20 protein-coding genes are annotated in these 22,781 nt (G+C 68.0%); 7 read left to right on the plus strand and 13 right to left on the minus strand.

All coding sequences use genetic code 11. The features are described 5' to 3' along the window. Positions 1-220 precede the first annotated feature (220 nt). Entirely contained in the window at positions 221-847 is a 627-nt protein-coding gene (locus FFI87_RS01180) for a DUF2239 family protein (protein ID WP_138848382.1), read from the plus strand. Between the two features lie 70 nt (positions 848-917). On the opposite strand, the gene FFI87_RS01185 is transcribed toward FFI87_RS01180, so the two are convergent. From FFI87_RS01185 to FFI87_RS01200, 4 genes are read right to left on the minus strand one after another with little or no spacing between them, the layout of a single operon-like run. Then, complete coding sequence (locus tag FFI87_RS01185; RefSeq protein WP_138848381.1) at positions 918-2,084, minus strand: ABC transporter permease; 1,167 nt, start codon at positions 2,082-2,084, stop codon at positions 918-920. Between the two features lie 8 nt (positions 2,085-2,092). Further along, positions 2,093-3,247 (minus strand): ABC transporter permease, encoded by a 1,155-nt coding sequence (locus tag FFI87_RS01190; RefSeq protein WP_138848380.1) that lies wholly within the window; start codon positions 3,245-3,247, stop codon positions 2,093-2,095. A gap of 18 nt (positions 3,248-3,265) precedes the next feature. Next, positions 3,266-3,964 carry an ABC transporter ATP-binding protein gene (locus FFI87_RS01195; RefSeq protein WP_012362861.1) on the minus strand — a complete coding sequence of 233 codons (699 nt, stop codon included), beginning with the start codon at positions 3,962-3,964 and terminating at the stop codon, positions 3,266-3,268. A 10-nt stretch (positions 3,965-3,974) separates the two neighbouring features. Next, positions 3,975-5,180 (minus strand): efflux RND transporter periplasmic adaptor subunit, encoded by a 1,206-nt coding sequence (locus tag FFI87_RS01200; RefSeq protein ID WP_012362862.1) that lies wholly within the window; start codon positions 5,178-5,180, stop codon positions 3,975-3,977. Positions 5,181-5,556: 376 nt separating this feature from the next. Between FFI87_RS01200 and FFI87_RS01205 the strand changes: the two genes are divergently transcribed. After that, positions 5,557-5,796 carry a hypothetical protein gene (locus FFI87_RS01205; protein WP_138848379.1) on the plus strand — a complete coding sequence of 80 codons (240 nt, stop codon included), beginning with the start codon at positions 5,557-5,559 and terminating at the stop codon, positions 5,794-5,796. A gap of 75 nt (positions 5,797-5,871) precedes the next feature. Here the strand turns inward: FFI87_RS01205 and FFI87_RS01210 are convergent, their stop codons facing one another. Next, a complete protein-coding gene (locus FFI87_RS01210; protein ID WP_138848378.1) occupies positions 5,872-6,669 on the minus strand; it encodes a Mut7-C RNAse domain-containing protein in 798 nt (265 codons plus the stop codon). Between the two features lie 97 nt (positions 6,670-6,766). Here FFI87_RS01210 and FFI87_RS01215 point away from each other — a divergent pair, with 97 nt between their 5' ends. After that, complete coding sequence (locus FFI87_RS01215) at positions 6,767-7,636, plus strand: NAD(P)-dependent oxidoreductase (RefSeq protein ID WP_138848377.1); 870 nt, start codon at positions 6,767-6,769, stop codon at positions 7,634-7,636. Positions 7,637-7,707: 71 nt separating this feature from the next. Beyond that, positions 7,708-8,343, plus strand: coding sequence for a LysE family translocator (locus FFI87_RS01220; protein ID WP_138848376.1), 636 nt, complete (start codon positions 7,708-7,710; stop codon positions 8,341-8,343). A gap of 72 nt (positions 8,344-8,415) precedes the next feature. On the opposite strand, the gene FFI87_RS01225 is transcribed toward FFI87_RS01220, so the two are convergent. Further along, positions 8,416-9,687, minus strand: a complete 1,272-nt coding sequence (locus FFI87_RS01225) for an MFS transporter (protein ID WP_138848375.1) — start codon at positions 9,685-9,687, stop codon at positions 8,416-8,418. Between the two features lie 96 nt (positions 9,688-9,783). Here FFI87_RS01225 and FFI87_RS01230 point away from each other — a divergent pair, with 96 nt between their 5' ends. Further along, entirely contained in the window at positions 9,784-10,704 is a 921-nt protein-coding gene (locus tag FFI87_RS01230) for a LysR family transcriptional regulator (RefSeq protein ID WP_138848374.1), read from the plus strand. A gap of 205 nt (positions 10,705-10,909) precedes the next feature. Here FFI87_RS01230 and FFI87_RS01235 read toward each other — a convergent pair whose 3' ends face one another. From FFI87_RS01235 to argC, 4 genes are all read right to left on the minus strand, one after another. After that, the gene (locus FFI87_RS01235; RefSeq protein WP_006752472.1) at positions 10,910-11,743 is read right to left on the minus strand and encodes an OmpW/AlkL family protein; all 834 of its coding nucleotides are present in this window, start codon (positions 11,741-11,743) and stop codon (positions 10,910-10,912) included. 16 nt (positions 11,744-11,759) lie between these two features. Further along, positions 11,760-13,001: a DUF2957 domain-containing protein gene (locus tag FFI87_RS01240; protein ID WP_138848373.1), complete on the minus strand. Its 1,242-nt coding sequence runs from the start codon at positions 12,999-13,001 to the stop codon at positions 11,760-11,762. Positions 13,002-13,156: 155 nt separating this feature from the next. Further along, a complete protein-coding gene (locus FFI87_RS01245; protein WP_012362871.1) occupies positions 13,157-14,590 on the minus strand; it encodes a DUF2957 domain-containing protein in 1,434 nt (477 codons plus the stop codon). 429 nt (positions 14,591-15,019) lie between these two features. Further along, a complete protein-coding gene (argC, locus tag FFI87_RS01250) occupies positions 15,020-15,970 on the minus strand; it encodes an N-acetyl-gamma-glutamyl-phosphate reductase (RefSeq protein ID WP_012362872.1) in 951 nt (316 codons plus the stop codon). Between the two features lie 198 nt (positions 15,971-16,168). Here argC and FFI87_RS01255 point away from each other — a divergent pair, with 198 nt between their 5' ends. Continuing rightward, positions 16,169-17,494: an IS4 family transposase gene (locus FFI87_RS01255; protein WP_138847259.1), complete on the plus strand. Its 1,326-nt coding sequence runs from the start codon at positions 16,169-16,171 to the stop codon at positions 17,492-17,494. A 109-nt stretch (positions 17,495-17,603) separates the two neighbouring features. On the opposite strand, the gene FFI87_RS01260 is transcribed toward FFI87_RS01255, so the two are convergent. From FFI87_RS01260 to FFI87_RS01270, 3 genes are all read right to left on the minus strand, one after another. Continuing rightward, positions 17,604-18,176: a flavodoxin family protein gene (locus FFI87_RS01260; RefSeq protein ID WP_138848372.1), complete on the minus strand. Its 573-nt coding sequence runs from the start codon at positions 18,174-18,176 to the stop codon at positions 17,604-17,606. A 216-nt stretch (positions 18,177-18,392) separates the two neighbouring features. Beyond that, complete coding sequence (locus FFI87_RS01265) at positions 18,393-18,995, minus strand: YbhB/YbcL family Raf kinase inhibitor-like protein (protein ID WP_138848371.1); 603 nt, start codon at positions 18,993-18,995, stop codon at positions 18,393-18,395. A gap of 239 nt (positions 18,996-19,234) precedes the next feature. Further along, positions 19,235-19,921: an orotate phosphoribosyltransferase gene (locus tag FFI87_RS01270; protein WP_006752465.1), complete on the minus strand. Its 687-nt coding sequence runs from the start codon at positions 19,919-19,921 to the stop codon at positions 19,235-19,237. Between the two features lie 460 nt (positions 19,922-20,381). Between FFI87_RS01270 and FFI87_RS01275 the strand changes: the two genes are divergently transcribed. After that, complete coding sequence (locus FFI87_RS01275; protein WP_012362875.1) at positions 20,382-22,652, plus strand: NADP-dependent malic enzyme; 2,271 nt, start codon at positions 20,382-20,384, stop codon at positions 22,650-22,652. The last annotated feature ends 129 nt before the right edge of the window (positions 22,653-22,781 follow it).

The following is a 22,781-nucleotide window of genomic DNA, read 5'->3' on the forward strand; positions in this document are numbered from 1 at the left end:
GGCCGGAGACCGGATGTCGATGCCCCCGGCAGTCGGGGCGTCCGGGTCATTCTGTCATGGCGAATATTGCGCTTTCATGCCAATTGCTGACTTGATCGATTCAGGAATTGAATCGATTGGTCGCGCGTCGAGCTATCTTTTTTACCCGGATAATATTGACATTCAATTTATACCCGGATAAAAATGGCGTCATTCTGATTCCAGCCTGCGGGCGACCACGATGACACTCTCCACGCTCCTTCCTTCGTACACGGCCTTCGACGGCCACCGGCGGCTCGTGTCGGGCCCGCTCGCGACGGTCGCGCTTGCGGTCCGGCAGGCTGCCGGCGACGCAACGCCCGGCACGATCCTGATTTTCAACGACGCGACCGGCCGAGCGATCGACCTCGACCTGCGCGGCACGGCGGACGAGATCCGCGCGCGATACGCGGCGGCGCCAGCCGATGCGTCCGCACCCGCCGGCGAGCCGACCGGCGAGGGCGAACCACGCGGCCGCGGCCGCCCGAAGCTCGGCGTCGTGTCGCGCGAAGTCACGTTGCTGCCGCGTCACTGGGACTGGCTTGCTACGCAGCCGGGCGGCGCGTCGGTCGCGCTGCGCAAGCTGGTCGAGGACGCGCGGCGCACGCATGCGGCGGCCGACCGGCGTCGCGACGCGCAAGCGCGTGCGTATCACTTCATGTCAGCGATCGCGGGCGACCTGCCGGGTTTCGAGGAAGCCGCGCGTGCGCTGTATGCGAACGACCTCGCGCGACTGGCCGAGCTGATCGCCGGCTGGCCGGACGACGTGCGCGACCATGCGCTCGCGCTGGCGCGCGGCGATCTGCCGCCGTCGACCGAAGACTGTTGACATCGCGTGCCCGCCGGCTTCCACGGCGCATGGGTGCCGCGCGAGCGCCTGGCGTAAGCGGCCGCGCACATCACCGCGCGCGCAGCGCGTCGACGATGTTCAGCCGCGCGGCGCGCATGGCCGGCAGGAATCCGCCGACGAGGCCCATCACCAGCGAGAACAGCAGCGTCTTCACGACGATCGCGGGCGTCAGCACGAAACGGAACGACAGGTCGGAGAAGGTCTGGAAGTTGGTCGTCGAGAACGACGCGAATTCCATCAGCGACGCGCACGCGAGCCCGGCGACCCCGCCGACGAAGCCGAGCAGCAGCGCTTCCAGCAGGAACGCGGCGAGCACGTTCATGCGCTTGAAGCCGAGCGCGCGCAGCGTGCCGATCTCGGCGGTGCGGTTCGCGACCGATGCGTACATCGTGATCATCGCGCCGATCATCGCGGCGATCGAGAAGATCGTCGACAGCGTGATGCCGAGGATGTTGATGAACCTCGACAGCGCCTTCGACTGGTCGCCGTAGAAAGTCTGTTCGCGCTTTGCCTCGTCGGTCAGCCGCGGGTCGACGTCGATGTCGGCCTTGAAGCGCGCGAAGCCGTCGGCGCTGGGAATGCGCAGCACCATCGACGAGTAGCTCGTGCGCCGGAACGACTGCATCAGCTGGTCGACGTCGCCCCAGATCTCCGAATCGAAGCCGCTGCCGCCGGCGTCGAACACGCCGACCACGGTCCAGTCGCGCTGCGCGAAATGCAGGCTGTCGCCGAGCTGCGTGCCGCTGAAGCCTTTCGCGATCGCGCTGCCGACGACGATCTCCGACGAACCCGGCGTGAACGTGCGGCCGGCCACGAGCTTCACGTGCGGCCGCAGCGCGAGGCCGGCCGGCGACACGCCGCGGATCACGACGTTCGACGGCTTGCCGCTCGACGTCTTCACGAGCGAGATCAGCACGACGGCTTCCTTCGACACCCGCGGCCGGCCGTCGGGACCGAGCGCGACGGCCGGATGCATCTCGAGCGCGTTGGCCTGCTGGTGGTCGATCGAACTCTGGATCTCGGTTTCGGCGCCCTTGCGGATCACCACGGCGTTGTCGGGTTCGCCGGTCGACACGAGTGTCTTCGTGAGCCCCGCATCGAGCATCTGCACCGTCGCGAACACGAAGATCACGAGCGCCATCCCGCCCGCGGTGAGCGCGGTGGTGAGCCGCCGGGTCCACAGGTTGCGCGCGATGTAGGTCAACGGAATTGCCATGAGCGCGCCTAGCCGATCGCCCGCAGGCCTTCGACCACGCGCACGCGCGCGGCCTGCCACGCCGGCACGAGCGCGGCCGCGATGCCGACCGCGACCGAGCATGCGGCCTGCAGCGCCATCGTCTCGGTCGATACCCTGAACACCGGGAAGATGCCGCCCGCGGCCTGCTTGAAGAGGCTCGCGGCCGGCGGCGTCGCGAGTATCCCGAGCCCGCCGCCGGCCACCGCGATCACCACCGATTCGCCGAACACGATCAGCGCGAGAAAACCGGGGCCGAAGCCGAGCGCCTTCAGCGTCGCGTATTCGGCGGTCCGTTCGCGCGCGCTCATCGCCATCGCGTTCGCCATCACGGCCATGATGATCAGGATCACCACGTACGACACCACGCGGATCGCCGCGATGATCTGGTTCGACATCGCGACGAAGCCGAGCTGGAACGCCTGCTCGGTCTCGGTCAGCGTTTCGGCGAGCGAGTTCTTGAATACGGCGTCGACGTTGCGCGCGATCGCGGCGCCGTCGTCCGGATTCGCGACGCCGAGCACGAACACGCCGACCTGATCGGCCTGCTTCGGCGTGCGCTTGCGCACCGTCTCGTTCAGGTAGTCCCAGTGGAACACCAGCTGGCGCGTGATCGTCGAGTCGTCGCGGCCGTCGAGAATGCCGCGCACGACGAAGTCCCACGTGCCCGGATAGATCGTGCCCTTCAGCGGGATCATGTCGCCGACCTTGAAGCCGAACTGCGTCGCGAGCTGGCGCCCGACCAGGCAGCCGCGGCGGTCGCGGTCGTAATCGGCGCGCTGCTGCGCGGGCAGGAGGAATTCCGGATACAGGTCGAGATAGTTTTCCGACACCGCGAAGCTCGCGAAGAAGTTCTTCGGGTCGCGGTACACGCCGCCGAACCAGTTCGAGCGAACCACGGCCGTCACGCCGTCGACGCCGCGGATCCGGTTCTCGTAGCTGACCGGCAGCGGGAACACGAGCGAGATCGCGTTGCGCGTGACGAGCCGGCCGCTCGACGCGGCGGCCGCGCCCGCGTACCACGCGTCGACCACGGTGTGCAGCAGCCCGAACGCCAGCACCGCGATGGTCAGCCCGAGCACGGTCAGGAGCGTGCGCAGCCGGTGCCGCAGCGCATTGCGCGCGATCAGCTTCAGCACGTACATCGCGCGCGCTCCAGCCGGTCAGACGGCGTGCCCATCGGTTAGCTCCCCTTTTTCCAGATGCACGAGCGACTGCGCGGCGCCGGCCGCGTGCGCATCGTGGGTCACCATGATGATCGTCTTGCCGAGCTCGGCGTTCATCCGCTGCAGCATCGAGAGCACGTCGCTGGCCGACGCGCGGTCGAGGTCGCCGGTCGGCTCGTCGGCGACGATCAGCACCGGATCGGTGATCAGCGCGCGCGCGATCGCGACGCGCTGCTGCTGGCCGCCCGACAGCTCGGACGGGTAATGACTGGTCCGGTCGCCGAGGTTCACCATGTCGAGCACCAGCTCGACGCGCTCGCGCCGTTCGCGGCGCGACAGGTGCGTGAGCATCAGCGGCAGCTCGACGTTCTCGAATGCGGTGAGCACGGGCATCAGGTTGTAGAACTGAAAGATGAAGCCGACGTTCGCCGCGCGCCATTCGGCCAGCTGCGCCTCCTCGAGCCGCGAGATGTCGAGGCCGCCCACGCGCAGCTCGCCGCTGTCGGGCCGGTCGATGCCGGCGACGAGATTGAGCAGCGTGCTCTTGCCGGAACCCGACGGCCCCATCAGGGCGACGAAGTCGCCTTCGCCGATGTCGAGCGTGATGTCGGTCAGCACCGGCACGACCTGGTTGCCGCGCCGGTACGACTTCGCGACGTGGCTGATCTCGACGAGGGGAGGCGAGGCGTCGTTCACGCGCGCCACGCTACTTCTTCGCGACGGTCACTTTCGCGCCGTCCTTCAGCTTCGCGCCCGGCGCGAGCACGACCGTGTCGCCGGGCTTCACGCCGCGGATCGCGACGAGTTCGCCGATCCGCGTGCCGGTCGTCACCGCCGTTGCGTGCACGGTGTCGTCCTTCACGACGAACACGACCGGCCGGCCGTCGCGCTCCACCACGGCGCTCGCCTGCACGGCCGTCACCGGCTGCCGGTCCTGCGCCGACGCCGGCTTCGACAGGAACGCGATCTTCGCGCTCATGTCGGGCAGCACGCGCTCGTCGCGGTCGACGAAGCGCACCTTCACGAGCACCGTCGCCTTCGAGCGGTCGACCGTCGGCACGATGCGCGACACGCGGCCCGCGAAGCGCATGTCGGGCAGCGCGTCGAGCTGGATCTCGCAGGGCTGCTCCGCGCGGATCTTCGCGATGTTCGATTCCGCGACGTCCGCCTCGACCTCGAGCGTGTCCATGTCGGCGATCGTCACGACGGCGCCCTTGCTGTCCGACGCCGACGAGAACGGCGTGATGTTGTCGCCGACGTTCGCGTGCTTCGCGAGCACGATTCCGTCGAACGGTGCGCGGATCACCGTCTGGTCGACCGCGACCTGCGCGGCTTGCGCGTTCGCTTCGGCGGACGCGATCGCGGCCTGATCGCTGCCGAGCGTCGCGCGCGCCTTGTTCGCGCGGGCCGTGTCGGTGTCGAGCTGGGCGGCCGGCACCGCGCCCTTCGGGGCGAGCACGGCGGTGCGGCGCAGCGCGATCTGCGCGTCCTTCAGTTCCGCCTGCGCGACGCCGAGGTTCGCGCGGGACACCAGCACCTGCGCGCGGGCCTGAGCCAGCGAGGCTTCCACGTCGCGGCTTTCGAGCCGCGCGATGATCTCGCCCTTCTTCACGCGCGTGCCTTCGAGCACGCCGAGCCATTCGACGCGCCCCTGGCCCTTCGACGCGACCGCGGCCTTGCGCTGCGGCACGACGTAGCCGGTCGCATTGAGCTGGGTGTCGTTCTGGTATGGATACGCGGACGTGACGGAGGTCGTGTCGACCGTCGGGCGGCCGGTGAGCGCGAGCGCGGCTGCGATCGCGATGATCACGAGCACGGCGGCGACCGCATAGCGGACCCACCGGCGCCGGCGGGGCGCGGGCGCGATCGGACGCCGGTCGATTTTCAGTTTGTCCAGATTGTGGTCGGGCAATTTGGGCGCCTCGCGACGGCGGCGGTAGCGTGACCGGCCGCGCTCCGGTTGGGACGGAAGGACGCCAGTATAGCGTCGCCGCGGCGGGCGCGAGAGCCGGTTTGTCGGACGATTGACGCAGGTCGCGGCGGCGCGTGGGGCGGCCCGCAAGCCCGTGCGTCGGGGGAAACCCGAGGGTTGCGGGCAACGTGTCAACTCGCGGTGCGGCCGGTGCGTTATGGACCGAGTGCGTCAGTATTTGCCGAGGCGAAGAGGCGAGAGCCGACCCGCCCGGCGGCGACCGCCAATCCGGCGCGGGCGCAGCTGATGTTCCGATGCGGATGCCTCGCATCTCTTACCGGTACGTTTGACTTTTTTCTCCGCTAAAGGAAGAACAATGAAGAAGACGCTCGCTTCGATCATGACCGCAGCACTCGCTCTCGCATCGGTTTCGGCATTCGCACAGGAGACGGCATCGGCGCCGGTGGGCGACGCGATGGCTCCCGCGTCGGCGCCGATGAAGAAGGATCACAGCAAGCCGAAGCACGCACTGAAGCAGCACGGTTCGGCAAAGGGCAAGGCGAAGGCCGCCGCCGCTTCGGCAGCCGGCACGAACGACAAGGGCGCGGCAAACTAAGCCCGCTTCGTCGGCGCCGGCTATGCCGGCCGCCCGTCGAGAAACCCCGCATGCTCCGGCCTGCGGGGTTTTTTTTCAGGCGTCTGCCGCGTCTGGCGCGTCGGCCGTGCTCGCCGCGTCCGCCGCGTCCGCCGCCCCGGGCGACAGCGCGCGCATCGTGTCGACCACCGCGCGCATGCGCCGCCAGTGCGACCCTTCCCAGAACACGCGCCGGCACACGTCGCACGCGGCAAAGCGCCGGTGCCGCTGGCGGACGCCGGCCGGCACGCGCGGCGCGGCGTCCGCCGCATCGAGCGCGTGCAGCGGCGCATTGCAGCGCAGGCACAGCCGGAACGGCCGCATGTGCGGCGCGAGGTCGAGCCGCGCGAACAGCTCGTGCAACTGCGCGTCCGGCTGCTGCGCGTGCAGGTAGCAGCCGCGTACGACCGCGCGGCGCTTCAGCAGCTCGCGGTCGCGCGTCAGCACGATCCGGCCTTCGCGCGCGGCGAGCGCGACGAGTTCGTCGTCGCGGTAGTGGTTGTCGTAGCAGGTGTCGAAGCCGGCGAGGCGCAGCAACTGCGCGAGGCCGCCGAGATGCGCGTCGGCGACGAAGCGCCAGCGCTCCGGCTGCTGCTGCACCGGCGATTCGGTGGCCGGCCGCGCGCGTTCCGGATGGATGTCGACCCGGTCGCCGTCGGCCAGCGGCCGGTCGAGCGCGGCCGACGCGCCGTTCACGCAGAGCCGGCCGATTTCCGTATGCGGGACGCCGAGCGCCTCGACCGCGTGCTTGACCGTCGCATCGCGCGCAAACGCGTGCGCGAACGCGCACTCGCGCTGCGCGCGTGCGAGAAACGCGTTCAGTTCGCCGTGGAAGCGGAAGGTCGCGGTCGCCATGCGCGCAGTATCGCACCGCGCGCGGCCGCTCGCGGGGGGCTGCAGGCCGCCGCCATCTGTGTTTAACTCCCCGCTTCACGGGTCGAAGGAGCGGGAAATGGATCTTGGATTTATCGGACTGGGCGAAATGGGGCAGGCGATCGCGACGAACCTGCTGAAGGCCGGGCACGCCGTGCGGGTCTGGAACCGGTCGCGCGAGCGTGCCGAGCCGCTCGCCGCGTTGGGTGCGCAGATCGTCGATACGCCGGCCGATGCGTTTCGCGGCGATGCCGTGTTCTCGATGCTCGCCGACGATGCAGCCGCGCGCGAAGTATTCGACGACGCGCTGCTCGCCGAGGCGCCGCGCGGCCTGATCCACGTGAACATGGCGACGGTGTCGGTCGCGCTCGCCGAATCGCTCGCGCATGCCCACGCGTCGCGCGGCCTCCAGTACGTCGCCGCGCCCGTGATGGGGCGCCCGGACGTCGCGGCCGCCGCGCGCCTGACGATCATGGCCGGCGGCCCGGCCGAGGCGATCGACCGCGTGCAGCCGCTGTTCGACGCGATCGGCCAGAAGACCTGGCGGTTCGGCTCGCTGCCGCAGCATGCGAACGTCGCGAAGATCGCGGCGAACTTCACGCTCGCGTCGGCGATCGAGACGCTCGGCGAGGCGTCCGCGCTGCTCGGCGCGCACGGCGTCGCGATGCGCGATTTCCTCGACGTGATCACGAACAGCGTGTTTCCGGGGCCGGTCTACGAAGGCTACGGCGGGATGATCGCCGAGCGCAGCTACGAACCCGCGCGTTTCAAGGCGCGCCTCGGGCTGAAGGACGTGCGCCTCGCGCTGCAGGCCGGCGACGCGGTGTCGGTGCCGCTGCCGGTGGCGAGCGTCGTGCGCGACAGCCTGCTCGATGCGCTTGCGCACGGCGGCGGCGAACAGGACTTCGCGGTGCTCGGCGAAGTCGCGCTGCGCCGCGCGGGCCGCTGAGCCGACGCGCGACAGCAACGCCGCGCACGCGGCATAATCGACATTTCGTTTCTCTTTCGGTCGGGGCAGTCATGAACCTGCATACGTGGTGGCTTTTCGTGGCGACGGTGTTCGTCGTGTCGGCGATTCCGGGTCCGAACATGCTGCTCGTGATGACGCACGGCGCGCGGCACGGGCTGCGCCGCTCGTCGGCGACGATGGCCGGCTGCCTGAGCGCGCTGGTGCTGATGCTGGCGGTGTCCGCGGCGGGGCTCGGGGCGGTCCTCGAGGCATGGCCGGCGATGTTCGATGGATTGCGCCTGGCGGGCGCGGCCTATCTGGTCTATCTCGGCGTGAAGGCGTGGCGCGCCCGCGTCGACGACGCGCCGGCCGGCGACGTCGAGGCCGTTTCGCACGGCGCATCGGCATCGCGCTGGACGCTGTTCCGCAATGGTTTCCTGGTCGCGGGCAGCAACCCGAAGGCGATCCTGTTCGCGGCCGCACTGCTGCCGCAGTTCATCAATGCCGCCGAGCCGACGCTGCCGCAATTCGGCATCCTCGTCGTCACGTTCGCGGTGATCGAGGTGAGCTGGTATCTCGTCTACGCGTCGTTCGGCACGCGCATTGGCGCGACGCTGAAGAGCCAAAGCGTCGCGAAGGTTTTCAACCGGCTGACGGGCGGCATCTTCGTCGGCTTCGGCGCCATGATGGCGCTGGTTCGTCACTGATTTCGGCCGCGCGGCCCGCCGCACGCCCCGCACCTCGTCAGAGGGCGGGGCGTTTTCACATCCGGCGCCGCGTCACGCGCGCGGCCGCACGGTGACCCGGCGCCCGGCCGGCACGCCGAACGCGGCGGCCGCGCCCGCGAACGCGAAGCCGACGCCGCACACCGCGCTCCACCCGCCCCATGCCCACGCGCTGCCCGCAAGCGCCGCGCCGAGCGCGCCGCCGACGAAGAACAGCCCGACGAACAGCCCGTTCAGCCGCCCGCGCGCGGCCGGGTTCAGCAGATTGATTTCCCTGCGGCCGATCGTCTGGTCGACGATCACGCCCGCATCGAGCAGCGCCGCGCCGCCGGCCAGCAACGCCAGCGCGACGTCGCGATGCGCGTGCGCATCGAAGCCGAACCAGCCGGCGCCGGCGATGCCGAGGACGGCGAGCGCCGCGAGCATCGTCACGTGCGCGACGCGCTGCGCGGCCGGGCCGTGGCCGCGATCGCCGGCGCGGCCGGCCAGCGGCGTGACGATCGCACCGCTCGCGCCGGCGAACGCGAACAGCGCGATCCCGTGCAGGTCGAGGCCGAACGGCGGCTGCGCGAGCCGCAGCCCGACGGCGGTCCAGAACGCGCTAAAGGCTGCCATCGCGAGCGCGGCCGACAGCGCATGCCGGCGCAGCACCGGTTCGTCGGCCAGCAGGCGGCCCATCGAGGCGAGCAGCGCGCGATAGCCGGCCGTCGCCGACGGCACGCGCGGCGGCAAGCGCAGCGCGAGCACCGCCGCGATCGCCGCGTTCGCGAGCGCGGCCAGCGCGTAGAACGCGCGCCAGCCGGCCGTGCCCGCGATCAGGCTCGCGAGTGGCCGCGACAGCAGGATGCCGAGCATCAGCCCGCTCATCACGTTGCCGACCGCGCGCCCGCGCTGCGCTTCGGGCGCCATCGACGCGGCCATCGGCACCAGCATCTGGATCACGCTCGACGCGGCGCCGGCGGCCAGCGTCGCGAGCAGGAACACGGTGCCCGATCGCGTGAAGGCCGGCAGCGCGAGCGCGGCCGCGCACGCGGCGAGCGTCGCGACGATCAGGCGGCGGTTCTCCAGCAGGTCGACGAGCGGCACCAGCAGCACGAGGCCGGCCGCGTAGCCGAGCTGCGGCAGCATCGCGACGAGGCCGGTGAGGCCGGGCGGCAGCCGCAGGTCGGCGCTGATCGGGCCGGTCAGCGGCTGCGCGGCGAACAGGTCCATCACGATCACGCCGACCGTCGCGGCGAAGAAGAACGTCATGCCCGCGCTCAACGCGGGCGGTGCGCCGAGCGCGGGGCGACCGGCGGCGGGGTGGGAGTCGGCAGGACAGTTCATCGGAAGCCTGGGAGTAGAGCGAAGGAATCCCCATCGTAGGTGGCCGATGTTTATGCGACAATTGAAATATGTCTAACATGATTATGCGAGTTTGCTTTGAATACGCGTGATCTCCAGGCGTTCGTCGCGGTCGTCGACAGCGGGTCGATGGTCGCGGCCGCCGCGAAGCTTCATCTGACGCAGCCGGGCCTCACGCGGCGCGTGCAGAATCTCGAGACGCTGCTGGGCATCCCGCTGCTCGAGCGTCAGAGCAAGCCGCTGAAGCCGACCGCCGCCGGGCGCGACGTCTATGTGCTCGCGCGCAACGTGTTGGGCGCCGTCGACGAATTGATGGCGGCCGGCGCACCGGACAGCGAGCCGTCCGGCGAACTGCGCATCGGCGTGCCGCCGTTCCTGTCCGAGCTGGCGCTCGAGCAGCCGATCGACCGGCTGCGCGACGCGTTTCCGCGGCTCACGCTGCGCGTGACGGCCGGCTGGTCGCCCGCGCTCGTGCAGGGCATCGAGCGCGGCACGCTCGATGTCGCGACGGTGATGGCGCCGGCGGGCGCGGCGCTGCCCGACGCGCTGACGGCCACGCTGCTCGGCACGCAGCCGACGGTGCTCGTCGCCGCGCGCGATTTCCCGCTGCCGGACGGCCCGCTGTCGCTCGACGTGCTGTCACGTTTCCCGTGGGTGCTGAGCCAGGACGGCTGCGGGATGCGTTCGGCGCTGAGCCGTGCGCTCGGGGCGGCCGGGCTGCCGTTCGACGTCGCGGTCGAGGCGTTCGGCTCGGAGTTGCAGCTGTCGCTCGTCGCGCGCGGCGCCGGCATCGGCATCGCGCCGCCGAACGCGCTGGCGCGCAGCGCGCATCGCGACGCGCTGAGGGTGGTGGAAACGGCGGGGCTGGAGACGCGGATCAACGTGTGGGTCGTGCACGGCGCACTGCCGGGCCGCCTGACGCGGCCGGTCGCGCTGCTGCGCGACGCGCTGGCGGACGTGCTCGACTGGGAGATCAGGAAGGGGTCGGAGTCGAACTAGCGATCTAGAGCGCGCATTCGAGGGAAAATCCTGATTTTCTCCACGGAAATGTTGCAATGCGGAAATCGATTCGCTATAGTTACACCTGTCTCCTCCATGTCTCCTCTGATATGGATTCAGCCCGCCTCTTAGGCGGGCTTTTTTTTGCCCGCGATTTTGCCGCGGGCCATCCATTCCCCTTCCTGCGCCCCTTCCGTCGCCGGCATCAGAACTTGTAGGTCATCCCGACGTAGCTGATGATCGGGTCGGCCTTCAGGTCCGATTTCGACTCGGAGAGCACCGTGCCGTCGGCCGCCTTGATCGTCACCGTCGACGTCGTCTTCAGCGGGATGTAGGTCACCGACGCGACCAGCCCGAAATGCTCGGTGATGTTGTACTGCATGCCCGCGTTGAATACCGGCTGCCATGACGACGACGCCTTCGCCTCCACCGAGGTCGTACCCGGCTTGCCCGCGCCCGCCGCGAGAATCGCGCCGAGGTTGTCCTGCGTCTGCTTGATGAAGTTCGTGTTGAGCTGCAGGTCGCTGAACCAGTTGTACGACACGCCGAGGCCGAGGAACGGCCGGAACTTCGCGTTCGCCTGCGCGAAGTAGTACTGCAGGATCACCGCCGGGCTCCACTGCCGCACGCTCTTCACGATCGGATTCACCGACCCGAGCCCGATGTTCTGCGTGCCGAGCGCGCCGGCCGGGCCGGGCGGCCGGATCGTCCCCTGGCCCGATACCTTGAACACCGGCGGTACGCCGGCCACCGACGTGACCGCGATGTGATCGGTCAGGAAGTGACTGACCGTCAGGCCGACGGTATCCGCGCCGCTCGTATGCAGCCCGGTGCCCGGCGACGTGAACGACGGCGGCAGCCGCAGCGGCGTGTTGATCGGCGTCGGGGCGACGTTGGTCGTCATCGGCGTGCTGCTCTGCTGCGGCATGATGTGGAACCAGCCCAGCGTGACGACGTTGCTGCCGGCGCTCTGCGCGTGCGCCGCGAGCGGCGCCAGGGCGGCGGCACCGGCCGCCGCGCAGAGAAGGGTCTTCTTCATCACGGCTTGCCTCCGCTTACTGGACGAACGCGCCGATCGTGAAATACGGCGTCGAACCCGCGTTGTCGAGGAAACCGAACACGCCACCCGTGAAGATGAACTTGCCGGTCGGCGACGTGCTGCCCGAACCCGTATGGATCGTCGTGACCGTGCCCGGCACCTTCTGCGTGTAGTCCAGGTCGAGCGGCGTCGCGAGCGAGGCCTGCGACGGCTGGAACGGATCCAGCAGCGTGGCCTGGTTGTTGATCAGCGCGGTGGTCCGGTAGTCGAACCGGCTGTCGACGCCGATGTACTCGCCGTTCTGCGAGCCGGCCGCGATCGCAGTCTGCGGCGCGAGGATCGAGATGCTCGATTCGTCGTCGGCGGTCAGGCCCGGCACGCCGTTGCTGTCGGGCGTCGGGTTCGGGTTCGCGACACCGGTGCGCACGAGGATCGGCACCAGCTGGTTGCGCAGCTTGCCGACGATCATGAAGCCCTTGCCTTGCGGCGTCGCCGACAGCGTCGGCTTCAGCTGGCTCGCGTAGTTGTTCGTCTGGAACGCGCCGCTGCCGTCGGCCGACTGCACGAAGTTCGTGCCCTGCTGCGTGCACGCGCCGCCGGCGAACTGGCCGGTCGAATCGCACTTGGTCCACGTGCCGTCCGCGTTGATCGTCACCTTCGCGTCGATCGACGCCGGCGCGAAGTTCTGCGACGGCACTTCGCCGAAGCCGACGTGGCTGTATGTGCCCGCAACCTTCGTGATGTCGGTCTCGATCGACGAGAAGCCGATGAACGGGTAGTACGGGAATTTCGTGTCGGGCACTGCCGCCTGGCCGAGCACGCCGCCGAACTGGATTTCCTTGCCGGGGATCGTGCCGCCCGCGACGCCGAAGCCGACGAAGATGCGCGCCGGACGCGACGCATCGAGGCTCGCGCCGTTCAGGCGGAATGCGCACTGGTTCAGCTTGTTGGTCGGCAGCATCGTTTCCTGCGTGAGCGTGCCGCTGTCGACGGTGCCCGCGCGGGTCGGCGTGACGGTGCCGGTCGTTCGCGGCACCGGCGATTCGACATAGGTGACCTGCCAGGTCATCTTGGTCGTGTCGAGCTGCACCTTGGCCAGTTCGCCGCTGCCGGCGCCGCCCGTGTAGACGGTGCTGTAGTCGAGCGACGCGGGGCAGAGCCGGTCTTCGACGAGCGGGGGCGGATTGTCGCTGCCGCCGCCGCAGGCGGAAAGAAGGGGGGCGGCAAAGGCCGCCGCCAGAATGAGGTTGCGCTTCATGTTGCTCCTCCAGATTTGTCTTGTCCGGCGGCCAGCTCCCTGTCGACCGCTTCTATTGCTTGTGCTCGTGCTGCCCGCGCCGTGCCGGGCGCCGTCGCTTCGTGCCTTCCCTGCATCCCGCGGCGGTGAACCGGCTGCCGCCGCGTCCCCGACCGTTACTTGCTGATCTGCGCACCCACGCCGAAGTACGGTGTCGACGACGTGCTCGAGTTCGCCGACGTCGGCGTGACGCCGCCGTTCACCGTGCCCTGGATCAGTGCCGCGTACAGCCCGCCCGTCGCGATCACGACGCCTGTTGCCGACGGGTAGGTCGCCCCGCTCGGCGGCTTCGTCGTCGCGTTCAGCAGGCCGGCCGTCGTCTGGCCGTAGTCGAGCGTGAAGCCGTCTTCTTCAGCCTGCGTGGTCGGGTTGATGAACGACGCGTTGCTGCCGCGGATCAGTGCGGCCGTGTACTTGAAGTTCGAGTCCGCACCCGCGTAGCCGCCGTCGATCGCGCCCGACTGGATCGCACTCGCCGCGCCGAGCACCGCGATGCCCGATTCGTCGTCGACCTTCGCATCGGTATGCAGTGCGAGGTCGGTGCCCAGATAGACGGAGCCCGTGCGGACCACCACCGGCACGGTCGCGCCGTTGAGCTGGCCGATGACCATGTGCGCGCTCGCCGACTTGCCGGTCGCGCCGATCAGCGGCAGTTGCGTCTGTGGCAGGATCTGCGGTGCCCTCGTGCTGTCGAGATAGCCGCCGTTCGCGGTGTTGACGGTCCACGGATCGCCGGTCGTCTGGCAGCCGCCCGAACTCGTCGACGTACACGCGCCGTTCGCATCGAACGTCTCGCTCGAATTCGTGCCCTTCGTCGCGTAGTTGCCCGACGGCACGAGGTGGTAGAGCAGCGCGTTGTACGTGCCCGGCAGCTTCGTGAGGTCGGTCGTCGTGTTCGCGAAGCCGAGGAACGGGTAGAAGTCGAAGTGGCGGTTCGGCACCTGGCCGACGTTCTTGAAGACCGGGAGGCCGACCACGCTGATCGTCAGCCCGTCGTACTGGACCGTCGCGCCGGGGATGCCGCCGCCCGCGACACCCATGCCGACCAGCAGCATCGGCGGGTTCGCATGGTTGAAGTCGGCGGCCGTCGAATAGGTCGAGCCGTTCGGTGCCTTGCCCGAACCCGGCGTGAGGACGAACGCGCAGCGCGTCTGCTCCGCGGTCGGCAGCGTGCCGGCCGGCGGGTGGATGACCTTGCCGGTGATCGTGGTGCCGGCGCGGGTCGGCGTGACCGTGCCGGTCGCGAGCGGAATCGGCGATTCGAGCCACTTCAGCGTGTAGGTCATCGCGACCGCGTCGATGTTGACGCTGACGATCTCGCCGCTACCGGCGCCGCCGAGGTACGTGCTCTTCACGATGTCGGCATCGGCCGGGCACAGCGAGCCGTTGACGGGCTGCGACGGCGGCGGCCCTTGCGTGCCGCAGTCCGATCCGGAACATTGGGGGGTGTTGATCGGCGCGGGCGAGCCGCCGTCCCCTCCACCACAGGCAATCAGGAAAGGTGCGATGGCAAAGGCCGTTGCCACCCCCTTCGATAAGGCGTGCGACATGCCGCTGTCTCCAATCGTTTAATTGTGCGAGCTAATGTCGCTGCGCGGATTTTTGCTGTCAATTGATGAACTCGTCTAAAAAAGGCGATTGAAACAAAGCGTGCGTTGGAATTCCTTGCAGGCTGGCGATTTCAGTAAGAATTAAAACGCGCGGAGGGCGCTAGAGTGCCGCTGAAGTTGGGCGATTGCCACGCACGGTCGGCTCGCCGAGCCTTCCCGCGTATAACGGAAGCGTTTAAAGCGAGGGTATCCGGTTTATCCCTATTCGGGATTGACAGGAGAAAAGGAGGGCGAAATTAATTCACCGGTAATCGCGCAATGGAAAGCTTGTAAATATTTGTAAATGCGCGAGCCGGATTTTATATATTGCCTGCGACGGGTAAATAAAAAGCCGGCCAGCGGCCGGCTTTGCATCGCGTGCAAGCGGGATCAGCGATTGAGGCCCGCGTCCTCGGCGGCGCCGATGTTCAGATTCATGCACTGGATCGCGGCGCCCGATGCGCCCTTGCCCAGGTTGTCGAGGCGCGCGACCGTGACGAAGCGCTCTTCGTTGCCGAACACGAACAGGTCGACACGGTTCGTGTCGTTGTTCGCCTGCACGTCGAAGAAGCCGCTGTCGAGGTTCGCGTCCGCGTTGAACGGGGCGACGCGCACGAACGGCTCGTCCGCGTAGTACTCGGCGAACACGCGCTGCACGTCCTGCGGCGTCGCGCGTTTCGCGAGCTGTTCGGGCGTGAAGTAGGTCGTCACGGCAAGGCCCTTCAGGAACGGCCCGACGATCGGCGTGAAGATCGGTGCGTGCGCGAGGCCCGTGTGCGCGGCCATTTCCGGCAGGTGCTTGTGCGCCAGCGCGAGCGCATACGGACGCGGGCTCGCGAGCTTGCCGCCCGGCGCCGCGCTTTCGTATTCGGCGATCATCGACTTGCCGCCGCCGCTGTAGCCGGTGATCGAGTAGCTGTGCGCGGCGAAGGTCGGCGCGACGATGCCCGCGTCGACGAGCGGACGCATCGCGAGCACGAAGGCCGAGGCGTGGCAGCCCGGCACGGCGATGCGCTTCGACGTGCGAATCTTCTCGCGCTGCGCGCGGGTCAGCTCCGGCAGGCCGTATGCCCAGTCGGCGCTCGTGCGGAACGCGGTGCTCGCGTCGATCAGCGTCGTGTCCGGGTTCTCGACCAGCGATGCCGATTCGCGCGACGCGACGTCCGGCAGGCACAGGAACGTGACGTCCGACGCGTTGATCAGGCGGCGGCGCTCGTCGACGTCCTTGCGCTTCGCTTCTTCGATGCGCAGGATCTCGATGTCGTTGCGCGCCGACAGGTATTCGAAGATCTTGAGGCCCGTCGTACCTTCCTGGCCGTCGACAAAAACTTTGGTGCTCATTTCGTTCTCGCTGAATGAAACGGGAGCCGCGGCGCCCTGAAACCGCCATTTTAAGACGTCATCCGGCGGGCCTGCACCGCACGGGGCGAAAAAAGACGGCCCGCGGGCTAATGCCGTTCAGTTAAGCGACTGAACGGCATTTTTGTTTTTGGGAGGAGTGGTTGTAAACGGTGCGCAGAGGTGTTAACTTCTGGCGCGATGCTTTCCAGCCACCTCACCTATCTAAGTGCAGCCCAACAGCCCACGCCGGACCTGAGCCGGCTGGCGGAACATTTGCCGCAAGAATGGATCGAGCATGCGATCGAGGCGACGGGCACCGCGAGTATCCGCCGTCGGCGCTTGCCGGCCGAACAAGTGGTTTGGCTGGTGATTGCCTTGGCCATGTACCGGCACTGGTCGATCAATGAGGTACTCGACAGTCTCGATCTGGCGCTGCCCAACGAGGTCGTCCCCTTCGTCAGCAAGAGTGCCGTGGCGCAGGCGCGCCAGCGTATTGGCGAAGCGCCGCTGGCGTGGCTGTTCGAACGGACAGCCTGGGCGTGGACCACGCAGGACGCGGCACGCCATGCATTCAAGGGATTGAGTCTATGGGCGATGGACGGCACCACGCTGCGCACGGCCGACAGCCCGGCCAATCGTGAGCACTTTGGCGCGCAACGCTATGCCAGCGGCAAGGTCGCCAGTTACCCGCAGGTGCGGGCCGTGACGCTGACTGCCATTCCGACGCATCTGGTGGCCGATATCAACTTCGGCGCTTATGGCACCAACGAAATGGTGTACGCCCAGGATCTGCTGCCGCAGATACCGGACAATTCACTGACGGTATTCGACAAGGGCTTTCTGGCCGCTCGGATCTTGTGCGGCCTGACGATGAATGGGCACAACCGCCACTTCCTGATTCCGGCCAAATCCCATACCCGATGGGACGTGATCGACGGCACGCCGGACGATGCGACAGTACGCATGCGCGTGTCCCCGCAGGCGCGCAAACAATCTCCCGAACTGCCGGAGTTCTGGCAGGTCCGTGCGATTCGCACCATCGATGCGCGCGGGCGCGAACGCGTGCTGCTGACCTCGCTGGATGATCGCCAACGCTTCAAACCGGCCGATATCGTCGCCTGCTATGGGCGCCGCTGGCAAATCGAAACCAGCTACCGAGAATTGAAGCAGTCGATGCTCGGTGCGGAGCTGAGCTTGCGTAGCCGGACCGTCGAAGGGGTCTATCAGGAGATCTGGGGCGCATTGATTGCCTACAATCTGATTCGCCGCGAGATGGCCACTGCCGCATGGCAGGCGAAACTCGATCCGACCGACATCAGCTTCGTACGGGCATTGCACGTCTTTCAGCACGAAATGATGTGGGCTGCCGTCACCCCGGCCTTCGGCAAGATACCGGCGTGGCTCGACCGCCTGCACGCTCGCCTTGCGTTCGAGACCGTGGAAAAACAACGGGGGCGTGAATGCCCCCGTGTGGTTAAAGCTCGCCCCAAGCGTTACGCCGTTCGGCACATCACTGTCCCTTAACTGAACGGCATTACGGCCCGCGGGCCGTCTTGCGTCCCTTTCACGCGCGTGCGCCGCGCCGCGTCGCGTCGCCGCGCGACCCGCGGCGCGAGCGGGCGCCCGGGCGCGTTCAGCGGCTGCCGGCCATCCAGCGGGCCGCCGCGTCGGCCACGCGCGCGCCGAACGCCTTCGCGGTCTCGAGGTCGCCGGGCAGCGGGCCCTCGTCGGGCGTCGCGTCCGCCGGCGACTGAGCGAGCAGGCCCGTGAAGCCGCCGACGTAGTTGATGTCGTTGCGCGTGGCCGCCTTCGAGTTGGCCGGCATCATGCCCGTGCCGACCCACACCATCCCATGTTGCATCGCCAGCGTGACGAAATACTGAATCGTCGAGAACTTGTCGCCGTTCATCGTCGCGGAGTTCGTGAAGCCCGCGGCGATCTTGTCTTTCCACTTCTGCGTGAACCACGGTTTCGACGTGGCATCGGCGAATTGCTTGAACTGCGCGGACGGGCCGCCCATGTAGGTCGGCGCGCCGAAGACGATCGCGTCCGCCGCGTCGAGCGCGGCCCAGCCTGCGTCGTCGAGTTCGCCGACGGCAATCAGGCGCGCGGTGGCGCCGGCATCCTGCGCGCCCGCATGGACGGCCTCGGCCAGTTTCTGCGTGTGACCGTAGCCGCTGTGATAGACGATGACGATGTTCGACATGAAGCGTTCTCCGGAAGGGGGCGAAAGGGCAGGCGCCGTGGCCTGCCGCGACACACGCCGCACTCGGGCGGCGCGACCGGTGCACGGCGGGATGCCGCGAGCGGTGCAGCGGAGTCTAGCAAGCCGAAATGACGGGAGAAAAGCGTGCGTCGCGCACGCAGGATTTTCGCAGTCGCGGGCCATCGCGACGCCGGCCCTGCGGCGGCGCGCGACCGCTTACTGCCCGTAATTGACCGTGAGCCGGGCGGTGCCGATCGTCAGCGTGCCGATCTCGTGCTCGAACATCGGGGCGGGGCGGCCTTGTGCGACGCGCAGGTCGGTGCCCTTCAGCGCATGGACGGTGATCACGTAGCGGTGCGGCTTGCCGGGCGGCGGGCACGGGCCGCCGTAGCCGTCGATCCCGAAGTCGTTGCGCGCCTCGCTCGCGCCGATGCGCCGCAGGAAGCCCGATGCGCTCGCATCGGCCGGCACGCTCGTGACGCTCGCCGGGATGCCGGCGACGGCCCAGTGCCACCAGCCGTGCCCCGGCGCATCGGGATCGAAGATCGTGATCGCATAGCTGCGCGTGCCGGGCGGCGGATTGCGCCAGCTGAGCTGCGGCGAGCGGTTCCCGCCCTTGCAGTCGCCGCGGTCGAACACGTTCGCGGCGGGCACGCGCCCGCCGGGCGTCAGCTCGTCGCTCGACACGGTGAACGGGCCTTCGGCCCGCGCGGACGGGGCGGCGAACGCAATGCAAGCGGCAGCGCAGAGAACGGCGACGATGAACGGAGACGGACGACCCGGGCACGCAGGCGAAGTGATCCGGCGATCCACACGCATATGGCGCTTCTCCCGTCACGTGAACCGGATCGATGCTCCCGGCATTGTTGGCGTTGTGTGTTGCCTGCGCAGCTAATGGAGGCGATGGATCAAGTCTAGCATTAGGGTTCGATGAGCGATGCATGCCATTGCCGGCAATCGGGCGCGGCGTGATGCGGATCGACGGACGAAAAAAAGCCGCTCGCGATCAGGCGAGCGGCTCTTTCAGCCAGGGGGCCGGCCTGCGGGCCGGCGCCGCGTCATTCCTTCGGGGCCGTGGCACCGCCGTGCGCGGCCGACCACTCGGCCGGCGCGTGCAGGAACTTCTCGACTTCGTCGAGCGTCTTGGTCTCGAAGTAGCCCGACGCCTTCGCGACGCGCAGCACGTCCCACCAGGTCGCCAGCGCGTGCAGGTCGACGTCGATGTCCTTCAGGACCGACACGCTTTCCTTGAAGATGTTGTAGTGGAACAGCACGAAGCAGTGGTTCACCGTCGCGCCCGCGGTGCGCAGCGCGTTGACGAAGTTGATCTTGCTGCGGCTGTCGGTCGTCAGGTCTTCCACCAGCAGCACGCGCGAGCCTTCTTCCAGATGACCCTCGATCTGCGCGTTGCGGCCGAAACCCTTCGGCTTTTTGCGCACGTACTGCATCGGCACCATCATGCGGTCCGCGAGCCATGCCGCGAACGGGATGCCGGCCGTCTCGCCGCCCGCCACCGAGTCGATCTGCTCGAAGCCGACGTCGCGCATGATCGTCGTTTCCGCCATTTCCATCAGCGCACGACGCACGCGCGGATACGAGATCAGCTTGCGGCAGTCGATGTAGACGGGGCTTGCCCAGCCGGACGTGAAGATGAACGGTTTTTCGGCGTTGAAGTGCACCGCCTGCACTTCGAGCAGGATTTTGGCGGTCGTATCCGAGATCGACTGACGATCGTAGCCTGTCATGGGCATTCCTTGGGTGATGAGCGAAGAGCGGGCGCGGGCCCGGTGGCGCAGCAAGGGGAACCTGCCGGAGGGGCGGGGGTGCGATCGGCGGGCCAATCGCATCGCTGCGCGCGTAGCCCGCTATTTTACCCGATTCGGGGCGGTTTTCGGCGAAACCCGCGCAGGTTCGACGCGCCGCTCGCCACCGGCGAAACAAACGGGGCACGATCGCGCGGATGCCGATGCCAAGGATGCCGCGGTGCACCAACAGAGGTCATTTAGGGGGTGTACACTAAGCGACCCTTAGAAATCGTTCAGTACTTTGTACTTCCTCTTGCCCACCCGCCAAGGTTCGGTGGCGTGCCGACCCGGTGCGTCGCGAGCCGTCTCGCAGTCGACCATCCCCTCGATCCCGGCAGACGCGGCTCAAGGTGCTGTGTACTGAACCGTCAAAATTTCGCATGTCTCTCGCAGGTCAATCATGGACGAACAACTGAAGCAGGCCGCACTCGCTTATCACCTGAACCCGAAACCCGGCAAGATTTCGGTCACCCCGACCAAGCCGCTGTCGAACCAGCTCGATCTCTCGCTCGCGTATTCGCCGGGCGTCGCCGCCGCGTGCGAAGCGATCCACGCCGATCCGCTCGACGCGCAGAAGTACACGTCGCGCGGCAACCTCGTCGGCGTCATCACGAACGGCACTGCCGTGCTCGGCCTCGGCAACATCGGCCCGCTCGCTGCGAAGCCGGTGATGGAAGGCAAGGGCTGCCTCTTCAAGAAATTCGCGGGCATCGACGTATTCGACATCGAACTGTCGGAGTCCGACCCCGACAAGCTCGTCGAGGCGATCGCGATGCTCGAGCCGACGCTCGGCGGCATCAATCTCGAAGACATCAAGGCGCCGGAATGCTTCTACATCGAGCAGAAGCTGCGCGAGCGCATGAAGATCCCCGTCTTCCATGACGACCAGCACGGCACCGCGATCATCGCGTCCGCAGCGATCCTGAACGGCCTGAAGGTGGTCGGCAAGAACCTCGCCGACGTGAAGCTCGTGTGCTCGGGCGCGGGCGCCGCAGCGATCGCGTGTCTGGACCTGCTCGTGAACCTCGGCCTGACGAAGTCGAACATCCTCGTCGCCGACTCGAAGGGCGTGATCTACGAAGGGCGCGGCAACCTCGATCCGTCGAAGCAGCGCTATGCGGCGACCACCGACGCGCGCACGCTCGCCGACGCGATCGTCGGCGCGGACGTGTTCCTCGGCTGCTCGAGCGCGGGCGTGCTGAAGCAGGACATGGTCAAGACGATGGGCGACCGCCCGCTGATCCTGGCGCTCGCGAACCCGGAACCGGAAATCCGCCCGGAAGACGCGAAGGCGGTGCGCCCGGACGCAATCGTCGCGACCGGCCGTTCGGACTACCCGAACCAGGTCAACAACGTGCTGTGCTTCCCGTTCATCTTCCGCGGCGCGCTCGACGTCGGCGCGACGACGATCACGGAAGAAATGAAGCTCGCGTGCGTGCGCGCGATCGCCGAACTGGCCCAGGAAACCGAGCAGAGCGAGGAAGTCGCGAAGGCGTATGAAGGCCACTCGCTCGAGTTCGGGCCGGAATACCTGATTCCGAAGCCGTTCGATCCGCGCCTGATCATCAAGATCGCGCCGGCCGTCGCGCAAGCCGCGATGGATTCGGGTGTTGCAACCCGCCCGATCCAGGACATGGACGCGTACCGCGAGCAGCTCGGCGCGACCGTCTATCGCACCGGCATGGTGATGCGTCCGGTGTTCGCGACCGCGAAGCAGAAGCAGGCGCGCATCGTGTTCGCCGAGGGCGAGGACGAGCGCGTGCTGCGCGCCGCGCAGTTCGTGCTGCTGGAAAAGATCGCGAAGCCGATCATCATCGGCCGTCCGTCCGTCGTCGAGATGCGCCTGCAGAAGATCGGCTCGAAGCTGAAGGCCGGCGTCGATTTCGAGATCGTGAATCCGGAAGACGACACGCGCTACCACCGCTACTGGCAGGCGTACCACGAGATCGGCGCGCGCGACGGCGTCACGCCGGAAGTCGCGAAGGCCGCGCTGCGCAAGTTCAACACGCTGATCGGCGCGATGCTCGTGCACCTGGGCGATGCGGACGGGATGATCTGCGGGATGATCGACACGTACCACACGCACCTGAAGTTCATCGAGCAGGTGCTGGGTCGTGCGAACGGCGCCGAGCACTACGCGGCGATGAACCTGCTGATGCTGCCGGGCCGCAACCTGTTCCTGTGCGACACGTACGTGAACGAAGTGCCGAGCGCGGACCAGCTCGCCGACATGACGATCCAGGCAGCCGCCGAGATCGAGCGCTTCGGCATCACGCCGAAGGCCGCGCTGCTGTCGAACTCGAACTTCGGCAGCGCGCCGTCGTCGTCGTCGCGCCGGATGGCGGAAGCCCGCAAGCTGATCAGCGAGCGCGCACCGAACCTCGAAGTCGACGGTGAAATGCATGGCGACGCGGCGCTGTCCGAAGCGGTCCGCAAGGCCGCGTTCCCGGGCACGACGCTGTCGGGCGAAGCGAACCTGCTGATCATGCCGAACGTCGAAGCGGCGAACATCGCGTACAACCTGCTGAAGATGGTCGGCGGCGAAGGCGTGACGGTCGGCCCGTTCCTGCTCGGCGCGGCGAAGCCGGTCCACATCCTGACGCCGGCCGCGACCGTGCGCCGGATCATCAACATGACGGCGGTTGCCGCCGCGAACGCGAACACGAAGTAAGTTCGCGCCCGCGTGTGCCGCGCATTACGCGCGGCGCCATGAAAAACGCCACGGAACCCGCGTTCCGTGGCGTCTTTTTGTGTCCTGCGTGCCGCACGGGGCGGGCGTCCCGACCGCGAACGCCCGCCG

It is taken from the genome of Burkholderia sp. KBS0801 (assembly GCF_005937855.2).
Classification (GTDB): domain Bacteria; phylum Pseudomonadota; class Gammaproteobacteria; order Burkholderiales; family Burkholderiaceae; genus Burkholderia; species Burkholderia ambifaria.